The sequence below is a fragment of the Klebsiella sp. X1-16S-Nf21 genome, from assembly GCF_002837615.1.
GTDB classification, from domain to species: Bacteria; Pseudomonadota; Gammaproteobacteria; order Enterobacterales; family Enterobacteriaceae; genus Klebsiella; species Klebsiella variicola.
Genome location: NZ_PJDK01000005.1, coordinates 50,380 through 69,312, shown reverse-complemented (window position 1 = coordinate 69,312; position 18,933 = coordinate 50,380). Strand labels below are relative to the sequence as shown.

Sequence of the window (18,933 nt, the reverse complement as noted above, 5' to 3'; positions counted from 1 at the left end):
TTTTAAAAATCTTATATCATCCGCACAGCAATAAGTCCAATTTTGGACTTATTGCTTTTGTTTGTTATTAGAAATATCCTAAGCCCATATTCGCAAAACAAATTTGCTTCAAAGAATTTTATCAACCTTAATCCATTTCGCGTTCATCATCACTATGCCTGATTTTTTAATTAACACTGAAAATATTTATCTGAAACGGGGAATTTGCGAGCTACTGATCGAGATCGCAATCGAAGAAAATATCTGTACGCCCTTTTCCCTTCACGAATATTCATCTGACATCATTAGCCAGACTGATGTGCTTTTTACGGAAATGGAAACCGGTGAACATTACCTGTGTCACCCGTACTTCAAGAAGATACCGCAACAGACGCCTGTCTTTGTTTTTGTCCCCAGCGACAGCTGTGCCCGGGTTGACCGTTTGCCGCTTTGTCTGCGTGATGCCTGTTTTATCAGTATCAACGCCGATCTCCGCAGCATTAAAAAGCAAATTGCAAACCGTCTGACGGCATTAAGTAAACCCGTCGCTGGGGGGGCGGAAAAAGACAGCAGACGCTGCCTTAAATGCCCGCGACTAACATTGACCAAATCGCAGCTTTATATTATCGATGCGATAAAAACGGGAATGAACAATCAACAGATAGCGCAAGAGCTGGGCATCAGCCATAAGACGGTTTTTTCACACAAAATAAACATCATGAAAAAATTCCAGATTGATACTAAGCAAGAGCTGGCGCGATTCTCGGCCATCGCTCTTGCGCTATCCTCAATAGCAACCCATTAACGCCGGGTTTTGTTAAAACGCATCTTAAGCTTCCTTCTGTCTTTAACATATGACAGACCACAAAATAATGATGTTAACAATAACACCACCGCCAGGGCTAATAGCAGAAAATTACTCATACACGACCTTTTCAGAGATAAAGATGATTATCAAATAATACGGGGTATAAGTTTTCAAAAACAACTATCCCTCAGCCATTTCAGATTAAGGTAAGACCTTGTGCGATAATTCTGAAAATGAATAAAGCTGAAGAAATTATTTTTATTATTACGCGCGCATTTAGCTAATAAAAAGCACATCGCTGCACGGGGTAAAGCAGGCGTGACGCGCAGCGGTTACTCCCATAATACCAGCATAAAATTGGGGGCGGATGTCTAAGAGTATCTTCGTGGGCATGCCAGCAGGTTTTGCCGGAAAGATCGCCCAAGGCGACCGCGTCATTACCCGTCACCAGGGTTAACCTAAACGTTATGTACAGCCACTGAACTGGCTTAACCACTCGTTTAACGTCAATGAATAAAGCAGGCTCGGCGGTGCATCTTTTACATCAGCAATATCGTTAATGTACCTCATCCCGGCTTTCTCGAGAACTTTCTGCGAAGCCAGATGGTTAGCCCGGACAACCGCTGACATCTCCGCAAGTTTAAGCACCTCGAAGCCATATCTCATCGCGTCAATCGCAAACTCGGTGGCCAGGCCTTTTCCCCATGCCTCAGTAAAAAACCGATATCCAAGATTGTTAATGGTGACATCGTTATAACTGCGTAGACTGACGCCACCAAAGCCAATGATGTGTTCAGGGGTATTGCGCATTGATATTGCCCAGTTTCCGAATCCGTGCGTTTGCCAGTGCGCGAGCCAGCGCCGCAGGACAACTTCCGCATAGTCTATATTCGGGTACGGTCCTGCGGGGTTGAAGGTATTGGTCGCGGGATCGCCATAAATTCGGTACAGATCGTCGACATCGGAAGCCATGACCGGGCGAAGATGCAAACGATGGGTATCAATGTGCAAACTTACCTCCTGACGGGGAATATTACCGATGATGCTTCGAGGATTTCTGCCTGCCCATTGAAGCACAAATCTCCATACCGGGGAACCGGTTAGCCAGCGTTGAGAAGCATTTGAAAAATTATGCTGCCGATGATGAAAATAGGATATGTTAATTCTATGATGGATTAACGCTTTTGCTGGCTCCACGCCCAGCATTACTGAGTGAACACAGGACTGTAAATGATCGATGACATCCGCTACCTGATAGTATTTGCCAAAATTGTAGAACGAGGTTCTATCTCAGGTGGCGCCGCAGCGTTAGGCCTGACGACCGCAACAGCAAGCACACATTTATCCAGACTTGAGAAAAACCTCAATAGCGCCTTGCTGTACAGAAATACGCGAAAAATTTCTCTAACGCAGGATGGCATCAGTTTGCTGGAGACCGCCAGATCGATGCTGGAGCTGTATGAAAGGGGCGTCATTGAATTTAAACAACGCTCTATCTCTACCGTCGGCAAGCTGCGCATTTCCCTCCCTGCTGTTTTTTTAAACGGTCCATTCACCCGCCATCTGGCGAATTTTATCAAAGAAAACCCGGATATTTCCCTGAGTATTTCTTATAGTGATCTGCGCGAGGACATCATCGCCGATAGCATTGATGTCGCCTTCCGTATTGGCGAACTCCCGGACAGTTCACTCAAAGCAAGACACCTATTTGTTCTACCACGACAACTGGTGGCGTCTAAGGACTTGCTCATGCAGCACCAACCCATTAAGCATCCCGTTGAGCTGGGATCCCTGCCGTGGATTGGGTTAACAATGAGAGAGAACATCCGAGAGTTCAGGCATAAAAACGGCGAACTGGCGGTCATTAAGTATGCTCCTATGGTATGCGTTGATAACATTGAAGCTGCCTATGTCCTTGCCAAACAGAACATAGGGCTTGCCGTACCTCCCCGTTTCCTCTGCGAAAATGATGTTAAACTCGGGGAGATGCATGAAGTACTTCCTGACTGGTCATTAGAGCCGCTAAAAGTTTATGCCATTTGGCCCGCCAATATATCAACCAGCAGCGCCGCCTATAAACTAATTAATTACATTTATAACGCTATGGAACAACATAAGCTTTGAACAGTTAAAATCATTGTGGGTAAAGCATATAACATGCGATAACGCATAAAACCCCGCCCATCAATAAATTAAAGATACGCATTTGTGCCCTTCCCTGAAGAAATGTTGACATTTTATCACCGAAGATTGCCCAAATTGATAATGAGATATAACAGATAAAAAAGTAAATAATAATGAACAGTATTAGGGGCAGACTGGTTGATGGCTCAGAAAACAAGGTAGTTCCAGAGGTACAGGCAGCCCAGGCTTTTGGGTTGAACCATTGCATTAACACTCCCTGAACAAATCCGGGTGCATTTCCCTTTTTTAATGACCAATCAGGTTGTGATGTGGCAATTTTATAGCCCTGATACAGTATAAAAATCGAGCCGAGAACATTCAGGTATTTGAAAAATGATGGGTGCGAGGCAATGACTGTGTATAACCCAAAACTAACAAAGATAAGCAACAGGGTGAAACCCAGAGTCGCACCGGATACGAAGGCGAATGTTTTTCTAAAGCCATGCATAACACCTGAAGAGATAATGACCATATTGACTGGCCCGGGCGAAAACGACAGAGCCAGAGAATACAGAAACATAGTAGCCATCAAAACCATTTTTTCGTCCACGTTGCCAATGAAAGATATCGTTGTAGCGAGATTTATATAACAAGTTATTTCGCTATATTTAAAGACTACCCCGATATGGACGTTAGATTAAATAGCTCATTCTCTAAAGGTGTGTTTGATAATTTAGCAATTTTACAGCAGTACCTGCCCGGCTATGCGCCCAATCCCCATCGAAAAAAGCATGGCCAGCGTGCTCCAGAACGTAATTCTGCTGATAGCTCTGACAGGCGGTGCGTTACTCACCACGGAAGAGAAATAGCCAAGAGCAGCCAGTGAACAGAGAGTGGATAGGAAAATCGCGATAACAGTCAGTTTTGCTGGCGATAGCACTGCAACGATCAAGGGTAACCCCGCCCCGGCTGAAAAACTCACGGCCGAAAAAATGGCCGCCTGCAAAGGTCGCGCAGAATGAGTATCCGTTAATCCCAACTCTTCGCGGGCATGGGCCTCGAGGGCATCTTTAGCCATCAGTTGCTCTGCAACCTGGCGGGCAAGCGCAGGCTCCACTCCGCGTTGGATATAAAGAGACGTCAGCTCCCGTACCTCTCCCTGATAATCTGCGTCCAGCTCACTTTTTTCCTCGGCAAGCGCGGCGGTTTCCGTATCCGCCTGGGATGATACCGAAACATATTCCCCTGTTGCCATCGACATGGCTCCCGCAACCAGCCCGGCGACACCGGCCAGCAACACGCCCGAAGGGCTGGTATTTGCAGACGCCACGCCGAGCACCAGGCTGGCGGTTGAGACAATCCCGTCATTCGCCCCGAGTACCGCCGCCCTTAACCAACCGACGCTTTCAATGCTGTGTCGTTCAAGATGCATGCCTTTTTCCTTTTAATACGCACTCTCATCGGGATTAGCGAGAGACCAGAACCTTATCCAACAACGGGATGTTTCTTTTGACTGCGAAAGGTGAGGAAGATATGCAGCAATCCCATCGCACCATGTGCCCAGAAATAGGTTTCAATGAACACCGTCAGAAATTTATGCAAATGCAGGACCGCTTCTGCCAGCGCCGTTGACGTCCCTGGCGCGGTGTCCAGTACAAACCAGAGCCCTCCACAGAGTGCGACCGCCAACAAAGCAAGTACGCCAAGCCCCTGGATCATCGCCGCTATGCCACCGGCATGTGCTTCAGGAAGACGAAATGTCATTAGCATTTTAATGTCTTCAACTACACCGCGAAAATCAAGGGACGACCAGGCAAAATAGTAACGAAACCCACGTTGTTTAAGCATCCATACCAGCATCACTACACCAAGAACCATCAGCGCGAATCCAGAGATAACATGGAACCATGTCACGACTCCGGTCAGAGTTACGTCGCGAAGCGCCTCACTTTCGGTGAGATTAGAGCTAATGATCTGCAGCAGAATCAGGGTGGCGACAATAATATGCAGCATGCGGAAAAAAGGGGTGTCTTTATGCGGAAGCGCATTGCGAAGTTGTTCGTTCATTATTTGGCCATTTTATGAGGGAATCGGCCACATCAGTATTGCGTCTGTTTGTTAACGCAACCTTAACGCCTTGATGTTGAAGTGCACTGAATGATGTATGAATAAAAGGCAAACCATACCGGCTATCTCAGCAGCTAATAGCATCCATGGACTTACTCGTGAAACTGATGCGCCTGTCTCCTCCGCCTTATTTCCTCGTGGAGCGACAGAAGAAGACGCTGCCTCAATGGGTAAACATTATCGTGGTTCGTTTGGCACTGGCTCATGTTGATCCTGGTGCTTCAGGCAAAGCTACCCAGACTCATCTGGGTTGGTTACCGGACGGACCTGGTTTGCTTGAAGACTTACGTAATATGAATAAAGGCTAAACAGACCATTTTCAACCAAAAGACTTAGCCTTCAACACACGAATTAATAATCGTCCTGTTGAAGGGTCCCTCCTGTGAACGCACACAGCGTGTGCTTTAAAAACAGGCATATAGCTTTTCCTGAATAAAGGGAGAAACACAAGCAACAGAATCCCTGCTCCAAATGCAGCCAAGCCATGTAACCAGTCAATCATAGTCAGCGGAATGAGGAACAGGCAGTAGTGCAAAACACAGAATACCGTCGTGCATGTCTTCGCCCATCCAGGGACTAACACATTTGGATCCGCTTCGTAAAATTTACTCTTTCTGAGAATGTCCTCAGAGGCTATCCGCATGCCTACGAACCAGAACAAAGGCAGGTACGTCGCTGAAAATAGAGACAGCACAATAATATTCCAATCAGACACTCGCGCACTTCCTTATTCATTGCTTCCCTGGATAAAAATCATTAGCGCGAATATATCATTTTAACGATATAACCCACGCTATAGACGGCTTTATTTCATCTGGCATAATACACTACGATGAGAAACATACCGAGCAATCTTATGCAAAGTCAAGATTAAAAAGGGACGCACGTTCGGGAGTGTTCAGGAACAAAGGCGAATTATTACGTATTATCAACGTCAGATGGTGCCTCTCTGCCACCGATGCGGCATTCGGTCAGCCGTAGCCGCGTACAATTCATTATTTATTCAAGGTTCAATGCGTAGAGTGATGCACTGAAATTTTTCAATAAAAAATCAACGTATAAACGGATTTTTGGTAACTGTTGACGGTTTGCAAAGGTCAATATATGCACTGGCTTAGCTAATGGTTGAAATTCAGACATCAGAGGCAGCAGTCGGCCATGTTGCAAATCTTCAGCCAACAGGATCTCGGGTTGCATAATAATTCCCAATCCATTCAATGCTGCCCTTCGCAATGCTTCCCCATTGTTACAGGTCATCGTGATGTTTACCGGAGCTCTGACAGGTTTGCCTTCCCTCTGAAGTGTCCATTCATTCGCTGCAATGGGATGGGCAAACCCAAGACATCGATGATGGCATAACTCTTCAGGTGTTATGGGTTCCCCTGCCCGTTTTATATAGGCCGGAGATGCACACATGACTGAGCGATATGGCGCTATCGGACGGGCAACAAGTGTATTAACATGCAGGAGCTCACCAATCTTAATCATGACATCTAAACCTTCATCTGCCATATCCATCGATTTATCGCTCAGCACCAGGTCTACTGCCATATCAGTCCATTCAATAAGAAACTGAGCAGTAACAGGCGAAAGCGCATGGACACCAAAGGAGACTGGGCAACCTACTCTCAGTTTTCCACGTGGCTTCTGGTGAAGAGCAAATGCCTGTGACTCGCTATCTTCAATATCAGCTAATATCCGGCGGCAACTCTGATAATAACCCTGACCAAAATCGGTCAGACTTTGCCGACGCGTTGTGCGATTAAGTAAGCGAACGCCGAGATGTTCCTCTAACGCTTTGATATGCAGCCCAACCATGGTTCCGCTGATTCGCATCTCTTCAGCAACAGCGCTAAAGCTGCCCCTGTCCACGACGCGGACAAACACCGCCATACTTTCCAGTTTATTCACTATTATCAAGCCTGGCTTGTTAAAGATAAAAACATAACGCTGTTTATCAAATTTCACCAGCGGGTTTTAATCTGTTTTCACTTAGTGCAGGAGGGTTAAAAATGATTACCAATACAGAGCTCCGTGAGCGAGGAATGAGATTGTTTAATGAGCTGTATGGAAATGGCGCAGGAGAAGAACTACGAAAGGACATGGCCGATTTGTGCCCTGATTTTACTGATATCTCGATCGAATGGGCTATGGGAGGCATCCTTGCACGCCCGGGGCTGGATGCTAAAACGCGGGAGCTGGTTGTCATTGCTTCCTGCGTCACTCTGGGTCATACGGTTCCACAATTGAGGGCACACGCTCAGGCAGCGCTAAATGCAGGGGCAACCAGAGAAGAAATCATCGAGGTTGTCCTACAATTACTGTTTTATGCAGGAGGCGCCGCGGTGCGCAATGCACTCGTCAATATACGCGATATTATAAATGCTGAGTTAAACGTCGAAGCGAAAATGTCCTGAAGACAATCGCTGTTTGCCATTCTAGCCATCCCATTTGACAAGCGTGCTGGCTCGGGTCATTGCCTGGCGCGTTTTTTGGATTGTCTGCAGCACATTCCTAACCAGGCGTCACTGATTAAGGGAATGGGATGGCTAACTCGATTTCAGAGACGGTATCTCATCACTACATGCTGTCAGATACAAGGAAAGCGGGGAGGCAGAACCTGTCTTCGTCCAGTGCTAAAAATCCCACGCTATTAAAGGGATTTGTCTAAACGGTAGAATTTAAATCAACAACATACATGGCCATTTAATGATGCAAGTGATACTTGTTCGACACGCGGAAACAGAGTGGAATATAAAAGGAATAATTCAGGGACAGAGTGACAGTGCGTTAACCCCCCGCGGGGAGCGCCAAACATCAGCTTTACTTGCCGCGTTTGCAGCGAGTGATTACCGGGTAGACTGCGTTTACACGTCTCCGCTTGGTCGTGCCTGGCAAATGGGACAGCACCTGGCTGACCGTTTTCGTTGCCCATTGATAGCTGAGCCGGCCCTCAAAGAACAGGCCTTTGGCCAGTTCGAAGGTATGTTAACGTCACAGCTCATGCAACAACGTCCCCACGATGCGCATGCGTTATTCACACTTGATGCTGAGTATTGCCCACCAGAGGGGGAGTCATTAGCACAAGCAACCCGACGAGTAACAGGTTTCATACACAACCTACAAGAAACCACAGAACATCAGCGCGTCTGTGTTGTCACGCACGGGCAAGTCAGCCAGGGCGTGCTGGCGGTGCTTAAAGAAGGGACTATTGATAATTTTTCGCGGTACGCTCACCCTAATGCAAGTTACTCGGTGTTCGATTTCCGGGATGGGAAATGCCTGGCAATCAGATGGGGAATTGCCACACACCTGCTTCAACTCGAACGCCAGAACGCTTAATTTCATATGCCCCTCTGCGGCAAACAAGTGATACCCTGGAAGATATGAACCCGCTTCAGGAATGCTTATGAAACCAACCCTTAATCAGTTGATTAACTTTTGCACTGTTGCTGAAATCGGAAACATTGGCAAAGCCGCCAGTAAACTTAATATTTCGCAGCCTCCCTTAAGCCGGCAAATAGCCCAGCTGGAAACTATCCTCGGTGCAAAGCTATTTAACCGGGCCGCAAAAGGGGTCAGTTTAACCCTTGCCGGGGAGCAATTTCTGCTGGACTGCCGCGCGATGCTGGCAATGCTGGAGCAGGCCTGTAATAACGTACGGGCAATAGAATCAGGGCAGAAAGGGGTTCTGAAATTAGGCGCAACAATGTATGCCAGCTATAGCGTTGTGCCGCATGTTGCGATGCAGCACAGGAATACCTGTTCCGACGTGGAATTGCATTTTCAGGAGAGGGTCCCCTCTGATTTACACGCCGCATTACAAGATGGCAGATTGGACGCGGCAATCAGCTTCTCCGAGACGGCCACGCCGGGGATTCATTCACTGGTGCTCTTGCGTGAGCCGCTCATTGCCGCCCTTCCTGCCAACCACCCCCAGGTTCAACACGAGCATTTCAGGCTTGAATCACTCTGTGATGACCCGTTCATCACGGTTCCGCGCGAGAGCGCGCCGATGCTCTATGATTCCATCCTTCATCAGTGCCTCAAAGCTGGATTTAGTCCGCAAATAGGTCTGGAAGCCTCCGTGCAGCAGACTGTGATGAATTTTGTGGCCCATGGTGTTGGTGTCGCGCTTATTCCCGCCAGTATGGAGAATGCTCAATTACGCGGTGTGGTTTACCGGAAGCTGGAAAATCCGAATATGGTGGAGAATATGCTGATGTGGTCGGCAAAGAACACTAATCCGGCTTTACCGGGTTTTGTGAACCTGTGCCGCAGTATCAGGGATAAACTGGATGCGGCACAGGCCGGACGGATTAACGATTAACTTTTACTGATGATGATTTCGATCACGTTAGGCTTGCCACTCGCCAGTGCGGCCTCAACGGCCGGGGCGATATCGCCGGCACGGATAACTTTTCGGGTCTCCAGCCCCATCGATGCACCCAGTGCCTGATAATCCACTGCCGGATTAACCAAATCCATTGCGATGAAGCGATCTGTTTGGGCCGACGTATAATCCGCCTGAGAACGCATGAAGTTTTTCAATACGTTATATTCCGTATTATTCATGACAATAAAGGTGACTGGCAGTTTTTCATGTGCGGCCGTCCAGAGAGCCTGAGGGGAGTACATCGCCGCGCCGTCTCCCACAAAGCACACCACAGGCGCTTTTCCCAAACCGAGTGAATAGCCGACAGCCGCGGGCATTCCCCATCCCAGGCCACCGCCGCGTAAAAAGGCATATTGATCCGCGCGGTGACTGTTGAGAGATTTGCGAAGCGAACCGCTGGTGGCAATCGCCTCGTCAACAATGGCCACATCTGGTCCGATCGCCCTTGCTGCCTCAAACGCCGCCACCAGCGGCGTAATTACCGTAGCAGATTGTTGTTCCTGAACCTGCCCGAGCAGACTTTCTTTGCTCAATTTAAACTCATAAACCGCCTTTTCAAAACGGCGTTGATAATCACGGCGATGGTTTGCCGTGGCTTTCTCCAGTTCAGGAAGTAGCACCTTTAACGATGATTTAATATCGCCAACCACTGAGAGTTCACTACTGTAGGTGCGTCCCAGGTCGCCCGCATCGGCTGATAACTGGAACACTTTGCACTGCTCCGGCACTGCCTGACCTTCGGTATAAAGAATAGTGATAAGCGACTTACCGCCAAGGGCAAAAATAGCATCGTACTGGCTTAATGCTCGGTTAATTTCCGTCGCTTTCGTGGACAGATTGCCCCGCCAGAGAGGGTGTGCTGTTGGGTAGGGGATCCGGTTCGGCCATGTTGAACCGTACACGTCAGCGGCAAGCATCTCAGCAAGAGCAACAACCTCATTGGCCGCTTCACTTTGATAGATTTCGTCGCCGGCAATCAGTGCGACGTTACCCGGAGTAAATGCCGCTAGCTTACTCGCCAGCAAAGGTAATGAACCTGCGACTGCATTGCGGTCGATAGTAGAAGGCGCGCCAATGCCAATAGCACTCATCGCCTCCATCACATCCATCGGAAGCGACAGGAAAACGGAGCCTTTCGGTGCAGCGTCAGAATCGTGGAAGGCCCGACGAACTAATACCGGTAGCTGATCAACGTGGGTAACCTCCTGCGACCATTTCGCGAACGTTTTACCCATACCGACCAGATCACCCAACAATAATGGGTCGGTTGTCGTGTGGCGTGAATCCTGCTGCCCCGCCGTCACCACCAGCGGTGTCTGTGAGCATTTTGCATTCAACAGGTTTCCCATGCCGTGGCCTAAACCACCGGCAGTATGCAGATTCAGAAAGCCTGGTTTTTTTGCTGCCTGCGCATAACCGTCCGCCATGGCGACTGCACTCGCTTCCTGCAGAGCTAACACGTACTGAATTGACGGTTTTCTTAACAGCGCATCCATAAACGGCAGTTCGGTGGTACCTGGATTACCAAACACATATTCCACCCCTTCACTTTCCAGAACTTCTAACAATACATCACCGCCGCGGCGTGCATTGGCATTCTGGACTTTAGTTATTGCATTACTCATAGACTGATCACCTCTGTCTGCGTATTCCTTCGCCCTGTCTGGCGGGTGATTCAATCTTAATAACAGGCATAACACCCTTTCCAATACTATATTGATGCCCAGCCATACCCTTTTAGGTATGGGAAGTCATGCGCTGTCCGTTAGCAAATGGAAAGCTATAACGGACTGAGACACTGACACTCAATAAAAGCCAGCCACATTATCGAAACCCTCTCTGATGTCTGCTATTCGCTGAATCTCGCCGCCGTGTAAGCGCACCCGTTTTATTTCCACGCACTTTTTGAGATTTCCGGGGTTTCAGCCATCAGCCGGTATTCTTCCGGCGTCAGGTTATTCAGGGATTCATGGGGGCGCTCGCTGTTATATTCAGCCAGCCAGCGCTCTGTCATTTCACGTGCTTCGTTCAGTGTTCTGAACAGATAAAAATCCAGTATTTCTGTCCGGTACATCCGGTTGAATCGTTCGATAAAGGCATTCTGTGTTGGCTTGCCGGGCCTGATAAATTCCAGCATCACATCATGTCCTGCATGCCTGACGTTAGCTCATGGCAAACTGTGCGGTCAGATAGCTGACCAGTTCACGCGTTATCGCTAGTTTTAAAGCTTTTTTTCAATAACGTCTTTCAGGGCGCGGCATTCGAGGCTCAGGTCCGCAAACATCTGTTTCAGCCGGCGGTTTTCATCCTCAAGGTCCTTCATCTTTTTGATATCAGAGGCTTCCATACCGCCGAACTTCGCTTTCCAGTTATAATAGCTGGCTTCGGAAATACCGGCTTCGCGGCAGACATCCTTAACGGTACGTCCGGCTTCGACAGACTTCAGAACAGCGATGATCTGGTGTTCGGTGAATCGGGCTTTGCGCATGGCGATCTCCTCCAAGGATATATTCAGTATGCCGGAAGATCTCTAAATGTGAATGGTCCGGTTTACCGGGATGCTTACACTTATATCTCTTGAACCATTATCCCCTCCAGACATTATGTTACGCTCACTCCTTGGATCAACTGTGGAGTTATATGCCCCTTAACTTTCTCTTCAATCTCGCTATGTATGCAACATCGAAAGCGTCGAGAACGTCGTGACCTTGGTCTGCTCGTCTTTAGTTTTGTCTGCAATTTTCCACAGTGATATAACCCCCCCTCTAATGTTGAGGGGATTATAATTTATTTTTGATCAGGAGGGTCGCCTTTGATAAGCAAACTTTCGGGTATAGGTTGAGGTTTTAACCTGTCAATAAGAGCATTAATCTGTACTGAATCTGATGATGCCCCGATAGCAATTGCATATATTTTCCCGTCATACTTATGTTGAACAACGTCAAAACCAAGACTGGCCTAACGATGGCTGGCTCGTTGGCAGACTCAACAGTTAACTCAGTAACCCGTAATTTATCAGGAGCACTTACGGTTGAGACGGCCTAAATCTTATGGTTCCACGGGCAATGCCCGGTCTTCCTGGCTCAAACTTGCATTGCCTGATTGCTGATCTAGTTTCTCTAAAAAAGATCTCAGTACCGGTTGTCTCAACAGAAGTAACCTCCCCTTTTTCATTTACTGTGGCAAAATATGTTACAGTACCGCTAATCTTATTAGCCATAGCAGAAGCTGGATAATAAGGGAAAGGGCAACTTATGCGCACAGGCGATATTTCTTCTTTATTTTCAACAGCAAACGCTACATTTGATATTAGAACAGCACAAACCAGAGGTAATGTTTTTTTCATAAACGATACCAACTTTTGTTTTCCTTGTATCCATAGGCTACTGGAAGTTGAGAGTTCCTGGGCGTTTAGTTGCACGATATTTTATTTAACCCCATACCGTTTTTCCTTGACAAATTCAGGTTCTCTCCAGTTAGGGCCTTTATCGGGAAGAGGTTGACCTGTATGTTTTAGTTTTCCTTCCTTGAACAGTCTCTCATGAGTCCTTAGTAACTCACCATTAGCAACAGCATCAAAGTTATACCTAACATACATACGGTCGATGCTAGGATATGGAGTAATAGGTGAAAAATACAGAAGAACATCTTCCACACTTACATTTTTATAAATGCCTTCAAGATCTAGCATGATTTTTCCTCCCCTGTACTTCCTCACTCGAAATTATAAAACGCCCTTCCCTACCTGATTATCGCTACTTCTTCGGCGACAACCGGCATGTTCATGCGATCTTTGTAGGCGACGCCGGAAGCCACGAGGTCGACGTTGACCTTATCCTGCTCGTCCTTGGTTTTTGTTGCGATGTTATGCTTTGACATAGGCTATATCTCTGATGTAGATGCAGTTATCTTTCAATTCTTCAATCTGCCAGATCAGCATCCGTCGCTATCATTAGGCTGAAAAAATTAATGGCATCATCCCAATGATCTTTAAGCTCAACTGCAGCGTCCCAATCTCCTTTTCCCTTAAATAAAGCTCTAGGAGCATCGTTATGATTCAGCTCTTCGAATAGTTCCATATTAATTTGATTTATAAAGTATTCTTTTAATTCTTCCCTTTCCTTGTTATCACTGTACTCACTATAATCTTGTATTATTTTCATCGCCTGTCGCAGGCTTCTAACAATGTTTGCTCCATCATGGAATGTCCAATCAGAACCTTGCTTCCCTTTGGCATATCCATTAGCCCTCTCTGCACAGTTCTTTAATGACTCATAAGCATTCATTCTGCTTTGCAGTTGAAGAGATTTCGTTGCTGTCTGTCTACTTAAGAATGCTGCATATGCCGCAGCCAAGCCACCAAATGCCGTAACTGCTGCAATAGCCATGTTCCAGTCGGCACTAGTAAATTCCCAATTCATAATTACTCCAAAAACTCCCCTCAGTTTGTGAAGGGAGTATACATCACTGCGCGGCTTTGCGTTTTGCGGGGGATTTAAGCATGCTCCCGTTACTTCTCGTGCTCGTCTTCATTGCTGAAGTCGTCGTCGATGGGCATCAGATACTGTGCCTTCTCCAACGCCTCTACCAGCGCATCAATGCGGTCTTGCTGATAGTTCCACGCTGTTACTACGTCAGACCCATGCGCGCCCCAATCGGCAATACCTGCACGTTAAGCAGCGAAAGACAGGTGTGAAACTTGCTATTCCACTCAATTTGCGCAGTGAGGTGCTGGACATTAGCCTGGCACAAGTGATCAAGCGCTGTAGGGATCGGGTTGTTAGCCCGTGGCTTCTTCACCACGTAACGTCCAGCGGGAAAGTAAAAGCCAGCGATCAGGTTGGCGAGAACAGCCTTAGCGTTTCCTTCAAACTCGCAGTGGATAGCACCAACCTTTCCATTGAAAGAGGGAAAACAATACCTACTTTCCATGAGCAGCGCTCACTGTCCGAACGTCTGTATGAGGCACAGGGAATCAATACCCAACAGCTGTTAGGACACTCATCAGAAAAAATGACAGCACAGTATCACAACGATCGGGGTCTCGATTGGGTGAAAGTAAAGGTGTAGCTACGTGAAAAATTGGGCCGTACCCCCAGGCAAATTTAGCAAAATTTAAAGATTCTTTTTGGGGAAAAGTTTTGGAGGGATTTTGGGGAAGAAACAATCGAAAAAACCGGGCATCGCGCCCGGTTATCTTGTCAGCCCGAAATGGCCCTACGCATTCAACCCGCGATTTTTCAGCATCGGCTCAATCTGTGGATCGTGCCCGCGCCACTGGCGATAAAGTTCAGCTAAATCAGTGCTATTGCCGCGCGACAGAATCGCTTCCCGGAAGCGCTGACCGTTCTCACGGGTCAAACCGCCCTGCTCCACGAACCACTGATAGCCGTCGTCGGCCAGCATCTGGGTCCACAGATAGGCGTAATAGCCTGCCGCATAGCCGCCGCCAAAGATATGGGAGAAATAGCTGCTGCGATAGCGCGGCGGAACGGCCGCCAGATCCAGGTGTTCTTCCTGCAATATCTTCTGCTCAAACCCTTCCACGTCCTCCGGTATTGCCGAGGTCGACAGGCTATGCCAGCGCATATCGAGTAACGCAGCAGCCAACAGCTCGCTCATGTCGTACCCTTTATTGAAGGTTGCCGCACGCAACATATTGTCGCGTAGCGCCTCCGGCATCGGCTCCCCGGACTGGTAGTGCTTCGCGTAGTGGGCAAACACCTGCGGCTGGCTGGCCCAGTGTTCGAAGATCTGCGAAGGAAATTCGACAAAATCGCGCGGGGTATTGGTTCCGGAGAGACTGGCGTAACGCTGGCTGGCGAACAGCCCATGCAGGGTATGGCCAAACTCATGGAACAGAGTGATCACCTCATCCCACGACAACAGCGCGCTCTGCCCTGCCTGCGGCCGGGCGTAGTTGCAGACATTGTAGATAACCGGTCGCTGCTCCCGCAGGGTAGACTGTTCGACAAACACATCCATCCAGGCGCCGCCGCTTTTTGAGTCGCGTGCGTAGTAGTCACCGTAAAACAGCGCCATCCCTTCTCCGTTGTGATCGAAGATCTCCCAGACCCGAACATCCGGGTGATAGACGGGGATATCGAAGCGCTCGACAAAGCGGAGGCCAAAGAGCTGCGTGGCCGTCCAGAAGACGCCATCCTGCAGCACGCGCTCGAGAGCAAAATAGGGTTTAAGCTGCGCATCATCAATGGCAAAGGCAGCTCGCCGCACCTGTTCGCTGTAATAGAGCCAGTCCCATGCTGCGGCGCGAAACGTCCCGCCCTCGTTGTCAATCACCTGCTGGATGTCAGCCAGCTCTCGTTCCGCCCGCGCCCGCGCTGCCGGCGCGATCCGGCGCATAAAAGTTAATGCCTCCGCCGGAGAGGCTGCCATTTGATCGGTCAGCGCCCAGCTGGCGTAATCGGCCGCGCCCAGCAGTTCCCCCTGCTGCGCGCGGATCGCCGCCAGTCGCAGCACCAGGCGACGTGTATCATGCTCATCGCCCTGCTGATTGCGCGTCCAGCCGGCGGCAAAGAGATTCTCCCGCGTCTGTCGGTCGCGCAAAGAGAGCAGCGGCGGCTGCTGGGTGGTATTGGTCAGCGTCAGCAGCCAGCAGTCACTGAGCCCTTTTTCCCGCGCCGCGTCGGCGGCCGCCGCTATCTCCTCATCCGCCAGGCCATCCAGTTGATGTCGGTAATCAACCACCAGTCCACCGCTTTTGGCCGCCCCCAGCAGCCGCTGCTGGAACTGACTTTGCAGGGTCGCCGCTTCGGTGTTCAGCGTGCGCAGCACCGCCTTCTGCGCCGGCGCCAGCGTCGCCCCGGCATGGACAAAACGTTGCCAGGTGAGGGTCAGGAGACGATGAGATTCGCTGTCTAACGCCAGCGCGTCACGCTGCTCATAGACGCTGTTCACTCGCTGAAATAAGGCCTCGTTAAGCCAGATGTCATTCCCCAGCTCGGCGAGCTCAGCAGAAAATTCTTCATCCAGAGACTGGATGAACGGGTTGGTGTGGGCGCCAGCCATGGCGAAAAAGACCCGCGTCACTCGAGCCAGCAGCTGTCCGCTCTGTTCAAGGGCCTCAAGCGTGTTGGCAAAATTCGCCGGCTCCGGGTTGTCGATTATCGCGCGGATCTCCGCGCGCTGCTGCCGGATACCCTCATCAAACGCCGGGCGATAGTGGCAGTCCAGGATGAGATCAAACGGGGGTGCCTGGTAAGGCAGCAAACTGACGCTAAAAAAGGGATTTTGTTCAGACATCTTTCTCTCCTGCACAGGCTAATCCTGTAAGATTAGGCTTATCCTTAAGGGGTCGCAATGATTTCCGTTACCGGTCGCCGTCTGTGCGTGCTATGGTATGAAAACACAAAAAGCGTTGAGGAACAGTAAGATGATTATCATGGTTACCGGTGCCACCGCCGGTTTTGGTGAAAGTATTACTCGCCGTTTCGTCGCTAACGGCCATAAAGTGATTGCCACCGGACGTCGTGAAGAGCGCCTGAAGACGCTGAAAGACGACCTCGGTGATAACCTTTTTATCGCCCAGCTTGACGTCCGTAACCGCGCCGCCATTGAGACGCTGATTGCCGATCTGCCCGCCGAGTGGCAGGCGATTGACGTCCTGGTGAATAACGCCGGTCTGGCGCTGGGTCTGGAGCCGGCGCACCGCGCCAGCGTGGAAGACTGGGAAGATATGATCGACACCAATAATAAAGGGCTGGTGTACATGACCCGCGCGGTCCTGCCGGGTATGGTGGAGCGCAATCGCGGGCATATCATTAACATCGGCTCCACGGCAGGCAGCTGGCCTTATGCCGGGGGCAACGTCTATGGGGCGACCAAAGCCTTCGTCCGTCAGTTCAGTCTGAATCTACGCACCGACCTGCACGGCACCGCCGTGCGCGTCACCGACATCGAGCCGGGTCTGGTGGGTGGCACCGAGTTTTCCAACGTCCGCTTTAAAGGTGATGACGCCAAGGCCGGGAAAACTTATGAGAACACCGAAGCCCTGACGCCGGAAGATGTGACCGAGGCGGTCTGGTGGGTGGCCACCCTGCCGAAGCACGTCAACATCAACACCCTGGAGATGATGCCGGTGAGCCAGAGTTTTGCCGGACTCAGCGTTCACCGCCAGGGCTAACCGTCAGCCACCCGGCCTGCGGGCCGGGTATGGGCGGAACCGCAAAAAACGCGTAAAATAGTGCGCATAATCCCTTAAAAAGTAATCATCAATGGCCGCAGAATCGCAACTGAATCCGACGCAACCCGTTAATCAGCAAATTTATCGCATCCTCCGCCGGGATATCGTTCACTGCCTGATCCCGCCTGGCACACCGCTGTCTGAGAAAGAAGTCTCCGTGCGTTTCGATGTGTCGCGTCAGCCGGTGCGCGAGGCCTTCATCAAGCTGGCGGAAAATGGGCTTATCCAGATACGTCCCCAGCGCGGCAGCTACGTCAATAAAATTTCCTTGTCGCAGGTGCGCAATGGTTGCTTTGTCCGCCAGGCGATTGAGTGCGCGGTGGTCCGCCGCGCCGCCGGCATGATTAACGATGAGCAGGTTTATCAGCTGGAGCAGAATCTCCATCAGCAGCGTATTGCCGTCGACAGACAACAATCAAACGACTTTTTCCTGCTTGATGATGAGTTTCACCAGAAGCTGTCGATCATTGCCGATTGTCAGCTGGCATGGGATACGGTGGAAAATATTAAAGCCGCCATCGACCGCGTGCGCTATATGAGCCTGGACCATATCACCTCGCCGGAGATGCTCCTGCGTCAGCACCATGAGATTTTCACCGCGCTGGAAAAACGCGACGCGGAGGCAGTAGAGCAGGCAATGAATGTCCATCTGCATGAAATCAGCGAGTCCGTGTTACTGATCCGCCAGGAGAACCGCGACTGGTTTAGCGAAGATTAATGGTCAGACGGCTGCCCAGGGTGGCTGACGCAGCCGTCGTCATTGAGGGGATTAACGGACGACCAGCACCGGCGTTTTGGCGTAGCGCAGAATCGACTCGGCGTTGGAGCCCAGCAGATGGGTGGAGATGCCCGGTTTGCGGGAGCCAACCACTATCACATCGAACTCTTCGTTATTACTGATAGCCAGAATTTCGTCGCGCACGTTACCAAAGACCACCCGGGTATGGATCCGCGACATCGGGATGTCGAACAGTCGCGCCACCTCGCGCATCTTTTTCTCCGACTCTTCTTTCATATAGGCTTCAAATTTACGAATATCCGCCGTAAAGCCGCGTAATAGTGAACGACTGCTGTTCGGCAGAACGTTGAGCAATGTGATTTCACCGTTTTCTGCAGTGGCGAGGAATTCCGCGTGACGCACAGCTTTATCGCTTAAATCCATTTCAAAGACATCAACAGGCAATAAAATTTTTTTATACATGGCCCGTACTCCTTTTCCAGAGAAAGTTCTTTTTCAATGACTTAACTATGCCATTATGGCAGTAAATTACCAGCCATTATTCGGAAAAATAACAG

At 49.6% G+C, this 18,933-nt stretch carries 21 protein-coding genes and 2 pseudogenes; 9 read left to right on the top strand and 14 right to left on the bottom strand.

The genetic code is table 11. The annotated features are described in order from the left end of the window. Positions 1 to 154: 154 nt before the first annotated feature. Positions 155 to 784 carry a helix-turn-helix transcriptional regulator gene (locus CW267_RS04080; protein WP_012541798.1) on the top strand — a complete coding sequence of 210 codons (630 nt, stop codon included), beginning with the start codon at positions 155 to 157 and terminating at the stop codon, positions 782 to 784. On the opposite strand, the gene CW267_RS31645 is transcribed toward CW267_RS04080, so the two are convergent. Both CW267_RS31645 and CW267_RS04075 read right to left on the bottom strand, forming a co-directional pair. Beyond that, on the bottom strand, positions 781 to 903 hold the full coding sequence (locus tag CW267_RS31645; RefSeq protein ID WP_012541799.1) for a small membrane protein: 123 nt from the start codon (positions 901 to 903) through the stop codon (positions 781 to 783). The two genes, CW267_RS04080 and CW267_RS31645, sit on opposite strands and share 4 nt — an antisense overlap. A 349-nt stretch (positions 904 to 1,252) precedes the next feature. Continuing rightward, entirely contained in the window at positions 1,253 to 1,798 is a 546-nt protein-coding gene (locus CW267_RS04075) for a GNAT family N-acetyltransferase (RefSeq protein ID WP_100781036.1), read from the bottom strand. 219 nt (positions 1,799 to 2,017) lie between these two features. On the opposite strand from CW267_RS04075, the gene CW267_RS04070 reads away from it, so the two are divergent. After that, positions 2,018 to 2,911 (top strand): LysR family transcriptional regulator, encoded by an 894-nt coding sequence (locus CW267_RS04070; RefSeq protein WP_012541802.1) that lies wholly within the window; start codon positions 2,018 to 2,020, stop codon positions 2,909 to 2,911. A 10-nt stretch (positions 2,912 to 2,921) separates the two neighbouring features. Here CW267_RS04070 and CW267_RS04065 read toward each other — a convergent pair whose 3' ends face one another. The 3 genes from CW267_RS04065 to CW267_RS04055 all read right to left on the bottom strand — a co-directional run bounded on the left by CW267_RS04065 (position 2,922) and on the right by CW267_RS04055 (position 4,978). Then, the gene (locus tag CW267_RS04065; protein WP_023297570.1) at positions 2,922 to 3,509 is read right to left on the bottom strand and encodes a LysE family translocator; all 588 of its coding nucleotides are present in this window, start codon (positions 3,507 to 3,509) and stop codon (positions 2,922 to 2,924) included. A gap of 144 nt (positions 3,510 to 3,653) precedes the next feature. Beyond that, a complete protein-coding gene (locus tag CW267_RS04060; protein WP_012541806.1) occupies positions 3,654 to 4,343 on the bottom strand; it encodes a VIT family protein in 690 nt (229 codons plus the stop codon). 53 nt (positions 4,344 to 4,396) lie between these two features. Further along, complete coding sequence (locus CW267_RS04055) at positions 4,397 to 4,978, bottom strand: cytochrome b/b6 domain-containing protein (RefSeq protein ID WP_008804998.1); 582 nt, start codon at positions 4,976 to 4,978, stop codon at positions 4,397 to 4,399. 158 nt (positions 4,979 to 5,136) lie between these two features. Here CW267_RS04055 and CW267_RS29990 point away from each other — a divergent pair, with 158 nt between their 5' ends. Further along, positions 5,137 to 5,346 carry a hypothetical protein gene (locus tag CW267_RS29990; protein ID WP_131729304.1) on the top strand — a complete coding sequence of 70 codons (210 nt, stop codon included), beginning with the start codon at positions 5,137 to 5,139 and terminating at the stop codon, positions 5,344 to 5,346. A 691-nt stretch (positions 5,347 to 6,037) separates the two neighbouring features. Here CW267_RS29990 and CW267_RS04045 read toward each other — a convergent pair. Next, positions 6,038 to 6,949 carry a LysR family transcriptional regulator gene (locus CW267_RS04045; protein WP_016160975.1) on the bottom strand — a complete coding sequence of 304 codons (912 nt, stop codon included), beginning with the start codon at positions 6,947 to 6,949 and terminating at the stop codon, positions 6,038 to 6,040. Positions 6,950 to 7,050: 101 nt separating this feature from the next. On the opposite strand from CW267_RS04045, the gene CW267_RS04040 reads away from it, so the two are divergent. From CW267_RS04040 to CW267_RS04030, 3 genes are all read left to right on the top strand, one after another. Beyond that, on the top strand, positions 7,051 to 7,455 hold the full coding sequence (locus tag CW267_RS04040; RefSeq protein ID WP_008805000.1) for a carboxymuconolactone decarboxylase family protein: 405 nt from the start codon (positions 7,051 to 7,053) through the stop codon (positions 7,453 to 7,455). Between the two features lie 292 nt (positions 7,456 to 7,747). Further along, on the top strand, positions 7,748 to 8,380 hold the full coding sequence (locus CW267_RS04035; RefSeq protein ID WP_100781037.1) for a histidine phosphatase family protein: 633 nt from the start codon (positions 7,748 to 7,750) through the stop codon (positions 8,378 to 8,380). 67 nt (positions 8,381 to 8,447) lie between these two features. Beyond that, positions 8,448 to 9,368 (top strand): LysR family transcriptional regulator, encoded by a 921-nt coding sequence (locus CW267_RS04030; protein WP_044649701.1) that lies wholly within the window; start codon positions 8,448 to 8,450, stop codon positions 9,366 to 9,368. Here CW267_RS04030 and CW267_RS04025 read toward each other — a convergent pair. From CW267_RS04025 to CW267_RS04000, 6 genes and pseudogenes are all read right to left on the bottom strand, one after another. Next, entirely contained in the window at positions 9,365 to 11,059 is a 1,695-nt protein-coding gene (locus CW267_RS04025) for a thiamine pyrophosphate-binding protein (protein WP_046881510.1), read from the bottom strand. The genes CW267_RS04030 and CW267_RS04025 overlap by 4 nt on opposite strands. A 263-nt stretch (positions 11,060 to 11,322) precedes the next feature. Continuing rightward, positions 11,323 to 11,922 (bottom strand): annotated as a pseudogene (locus tag CW267_RS04020) (integrase core domain-containing protein). Positions 11,923 to 12,459: 537 nt separating this feature from the next. Next, positions 12,460 to 12,780: a TonB family protein gene (locus CW267_RS04015; protein ID WP_100781038.1), complete on the bottom strand. Its 321-nt coding sequence runs from the start codon at positions 12,778 to 12,780 to the stop codon at positions 12,460 to 12,462. A gap of 81 nt (positions 12,781 to 12,861) precedes the next feature. Further along, positions 12,862 to 13,125: a hypothetical protein gene (locus CW267_RS04010; RefSeq protein WP_023297562.1), complete on the bottom strand. Its 264-nt coding sequence runs from the start codon at positions 13,123 to 13,125 to the stop codon at positions 12,862 to 12,864. Between the two features lie 62 nt (positions 13,126 to 13,187). After that, positions 13,188 to 13,313, bottom strand: a pseudogene (locus tag CW267_RS04005) (DNA polymerase III subunit theta); the annotation flags it as partial. 41 nt (positions 13,314 to 13,354) lie between these two features. Beyond that, positions 13,355 to 13,855: a hypothetical protein gene (locus tag CW267_RS04000; protein WP_044649705.1), complete on the bottom strand. Its 501-nt coding sequence runs from the start codon at positions 13,853 to 13,855 to the stop codon at positions 13,355 to 13,357. 145 nt (positions 13,856 to 14,000) lie between these two features. Between CW267_RS04000 and CW267_RS03995 the strand changes: the two genes are divergently transcribed. Continuing rightward, positions 14,001 to 14,504, top strand: a complete 504-nt coding sequence (locus tag CW267_RS03995) for a tyrosine-type recombinase/integrase (protein WP_224347701.1) — start codon at positions 14,001 to 14,003, stop codon at positions 14,502 to 14,504. A 147-nt stretch (positions 14,505 to 14,651) separates the two neighbouring features. Here CW267_RS03995 and dcp read toward each other — a convergent pair whose 3' ends face one another. Beyond that, on the bottom strand, positions 14,652 to 16,697 hold the full coding sequence (gene dcp, locus CW267_RS03990; protein WP_100781039.1) for a peptidyl-dipeptidase Dcp: 2,046 nt from the start codon (positions 16,695 to 16,697) through the stop codon (positions 14,652 to 14,654). 130 nt (positions 16,698 to 16,827) lie between these two features. Here dcp and ydfG point away from each other — a divergent pair, with 130 nt between their 5' ends. Next, on the top strand, positions 16,828 to 17,577 hold the full coding sequence (gene ydfG / locus CW267_RS03985) for a bifunctional NADP-dependent 3-hydroxy acid dehydrogenase/3-hydroxypropionate dehydrogenase YdfG (protein WP_023322556.1): 750 nt from the start codon (positions 16,828 to 16,830) through the stop codon (positions 17,575 to 17,577). A gap of 91 nt (positions 17,578 to 17,668) precedes the next feature. Continuing rightward, entirely contained in the window at positions 17,669 to 18,355 is a 687-nt protein-coding gene (locus CW267_RS03980) for a GntR family transcriptional regulator (protein WP_008805006.1), read from the top strand. 51 nt (positions 18,356 to 18,406) lie between these two features. Here CW267_RS03980 and CW267_RS03975 read toward each other — a convergent pair whose 3' ends face one another. Then, complete coding sequence (locus tag CW267_RS03975; protein WP_008805007.1) at positions 18,407 to 18,838, bottom strand: universal stress protein; 432 nt, start codon at positions 18,836 to 18,838, stop codon at positions 18,407 to 18,409. Between the last annotated feature and the right edge of the window lie 95 nt (positions 18,839 to 18,933).

Bases quoted from the DNA above. Each gene is read 5' to 3' on its own strand.
- CW267_RS04080 (WP_012541798.1), top strand. From the start codon at position 155: ATGCCTGATTTTTTAATTAACACTGAAAATATTTATCTGAAACGGGGA.
- CW267_RS31645 (WP_012541799.1), bottom strand. From the start codon at position 903: ATGAGTAATTTTCTGCTATTAGCCCTGGCGGTGGTGTTATTGTTAACA.
- CW267_RS04070 (WP_012541802.1), top strand. From the start codon at position 2,018: ATGATCGATGACATCCGCTACCTGATAGTATTTGCCAAAATTGTAGAA.
- CW267_RS04065 (WP_023297570.1), bottom strand. From the start codon at position 3,509: ATGGTTTTGATGGCTACTATGTTTCTGTATTCTCTGGCTCTGTCGTTT.
- CW267_RS04060 (WP_012541806.1), bottom strand. From the start codon at position 4,343: ATGCATCTTGAACGACACAGCATTGAAAGCGTCGGTTGGTTAAGGGCG.
- CW267_RS04055 (WP_008804998.1), bottom strand. From the start codon at position 4,978: ATGAACGAACAACTTCGCAATGCGCTTCCGCATAAAGACACCCCTTTT.
- CW267_RS04040 (WP_008805000.1), top strand. From the start codon at position 7,051: ATGATTACCAATACAGAGCTCCGTGAGCGAGGAATGAGATTGTTTAAT.
- CW267_RS04035 (WP_100781037.1), top strand. From the start codon at position 7,748: ATGATGCAAGTGATACTTGTTCGACACGCGGAAACAGAGTGGAATATA.
- CW267_RS04030 (WP_044649701.1), top strand. From the start codon at position 8,448: ATGAAACCAACCCTTAATCAGTTGATTAACTTTTGCACTGTTGCTGAA.
- CW267_RS04025 (WP_046881510.1), bottom strand. From the start codon at position 11,059: ATGAGTAATGCAATAACTAAAGTCCAGAATGCCAATGCACGCCGCGGC.
- CW267_RS04015 (WP_100781038.1), bottom strand. From the start codon at position 12,780: ATGAAAAAAACATTACCTCTGGTTTGTGCTGTTCTAATATCAAATGTA.
- CW267_RS04010 (WP_023297562.1), bottom strand. From the start codon at position 13,125: ATGCTAGATCTTGAAGGCATTTATAAAAATGTAAGTGTGGAAGATGTT.
- CW267_RS04000 (WP_044649705.1), bottom strand. From the start codon at position 13,855: ATGAATTGGGAATTTACTAGTGCCGACTGGAACATGGCTATTGCAGCA.
- dcp (WP_100781039.1), bottom strand. From the start codon at position 16,697: ATGTCTGAACAAAATCCCTTTTTTAGCGTCAGTTTGCTGCCTTACCAG.
- ydfG (WP_023322556.1), top strand. From the start codon at position 16,828: ATGATTATCATGGTTACCGGTGCCACCGCCGGTTTTGGTGAAAGTATT.
- CW267_RS03980 (WP_008805006.1), top strand. From the start codon at position 17,669: ATGGCCGCAGAATCGCAACTGAATCCGACGCAACCCGTTAATCAGCAA.
- CW267_RS03975 (WP_008805007.1), bottom strand. From the start codon at position 18,838: ATGTATAAAAAAATTTTATTGCCTGTTGATGTCTTTGAAATGGATTTA.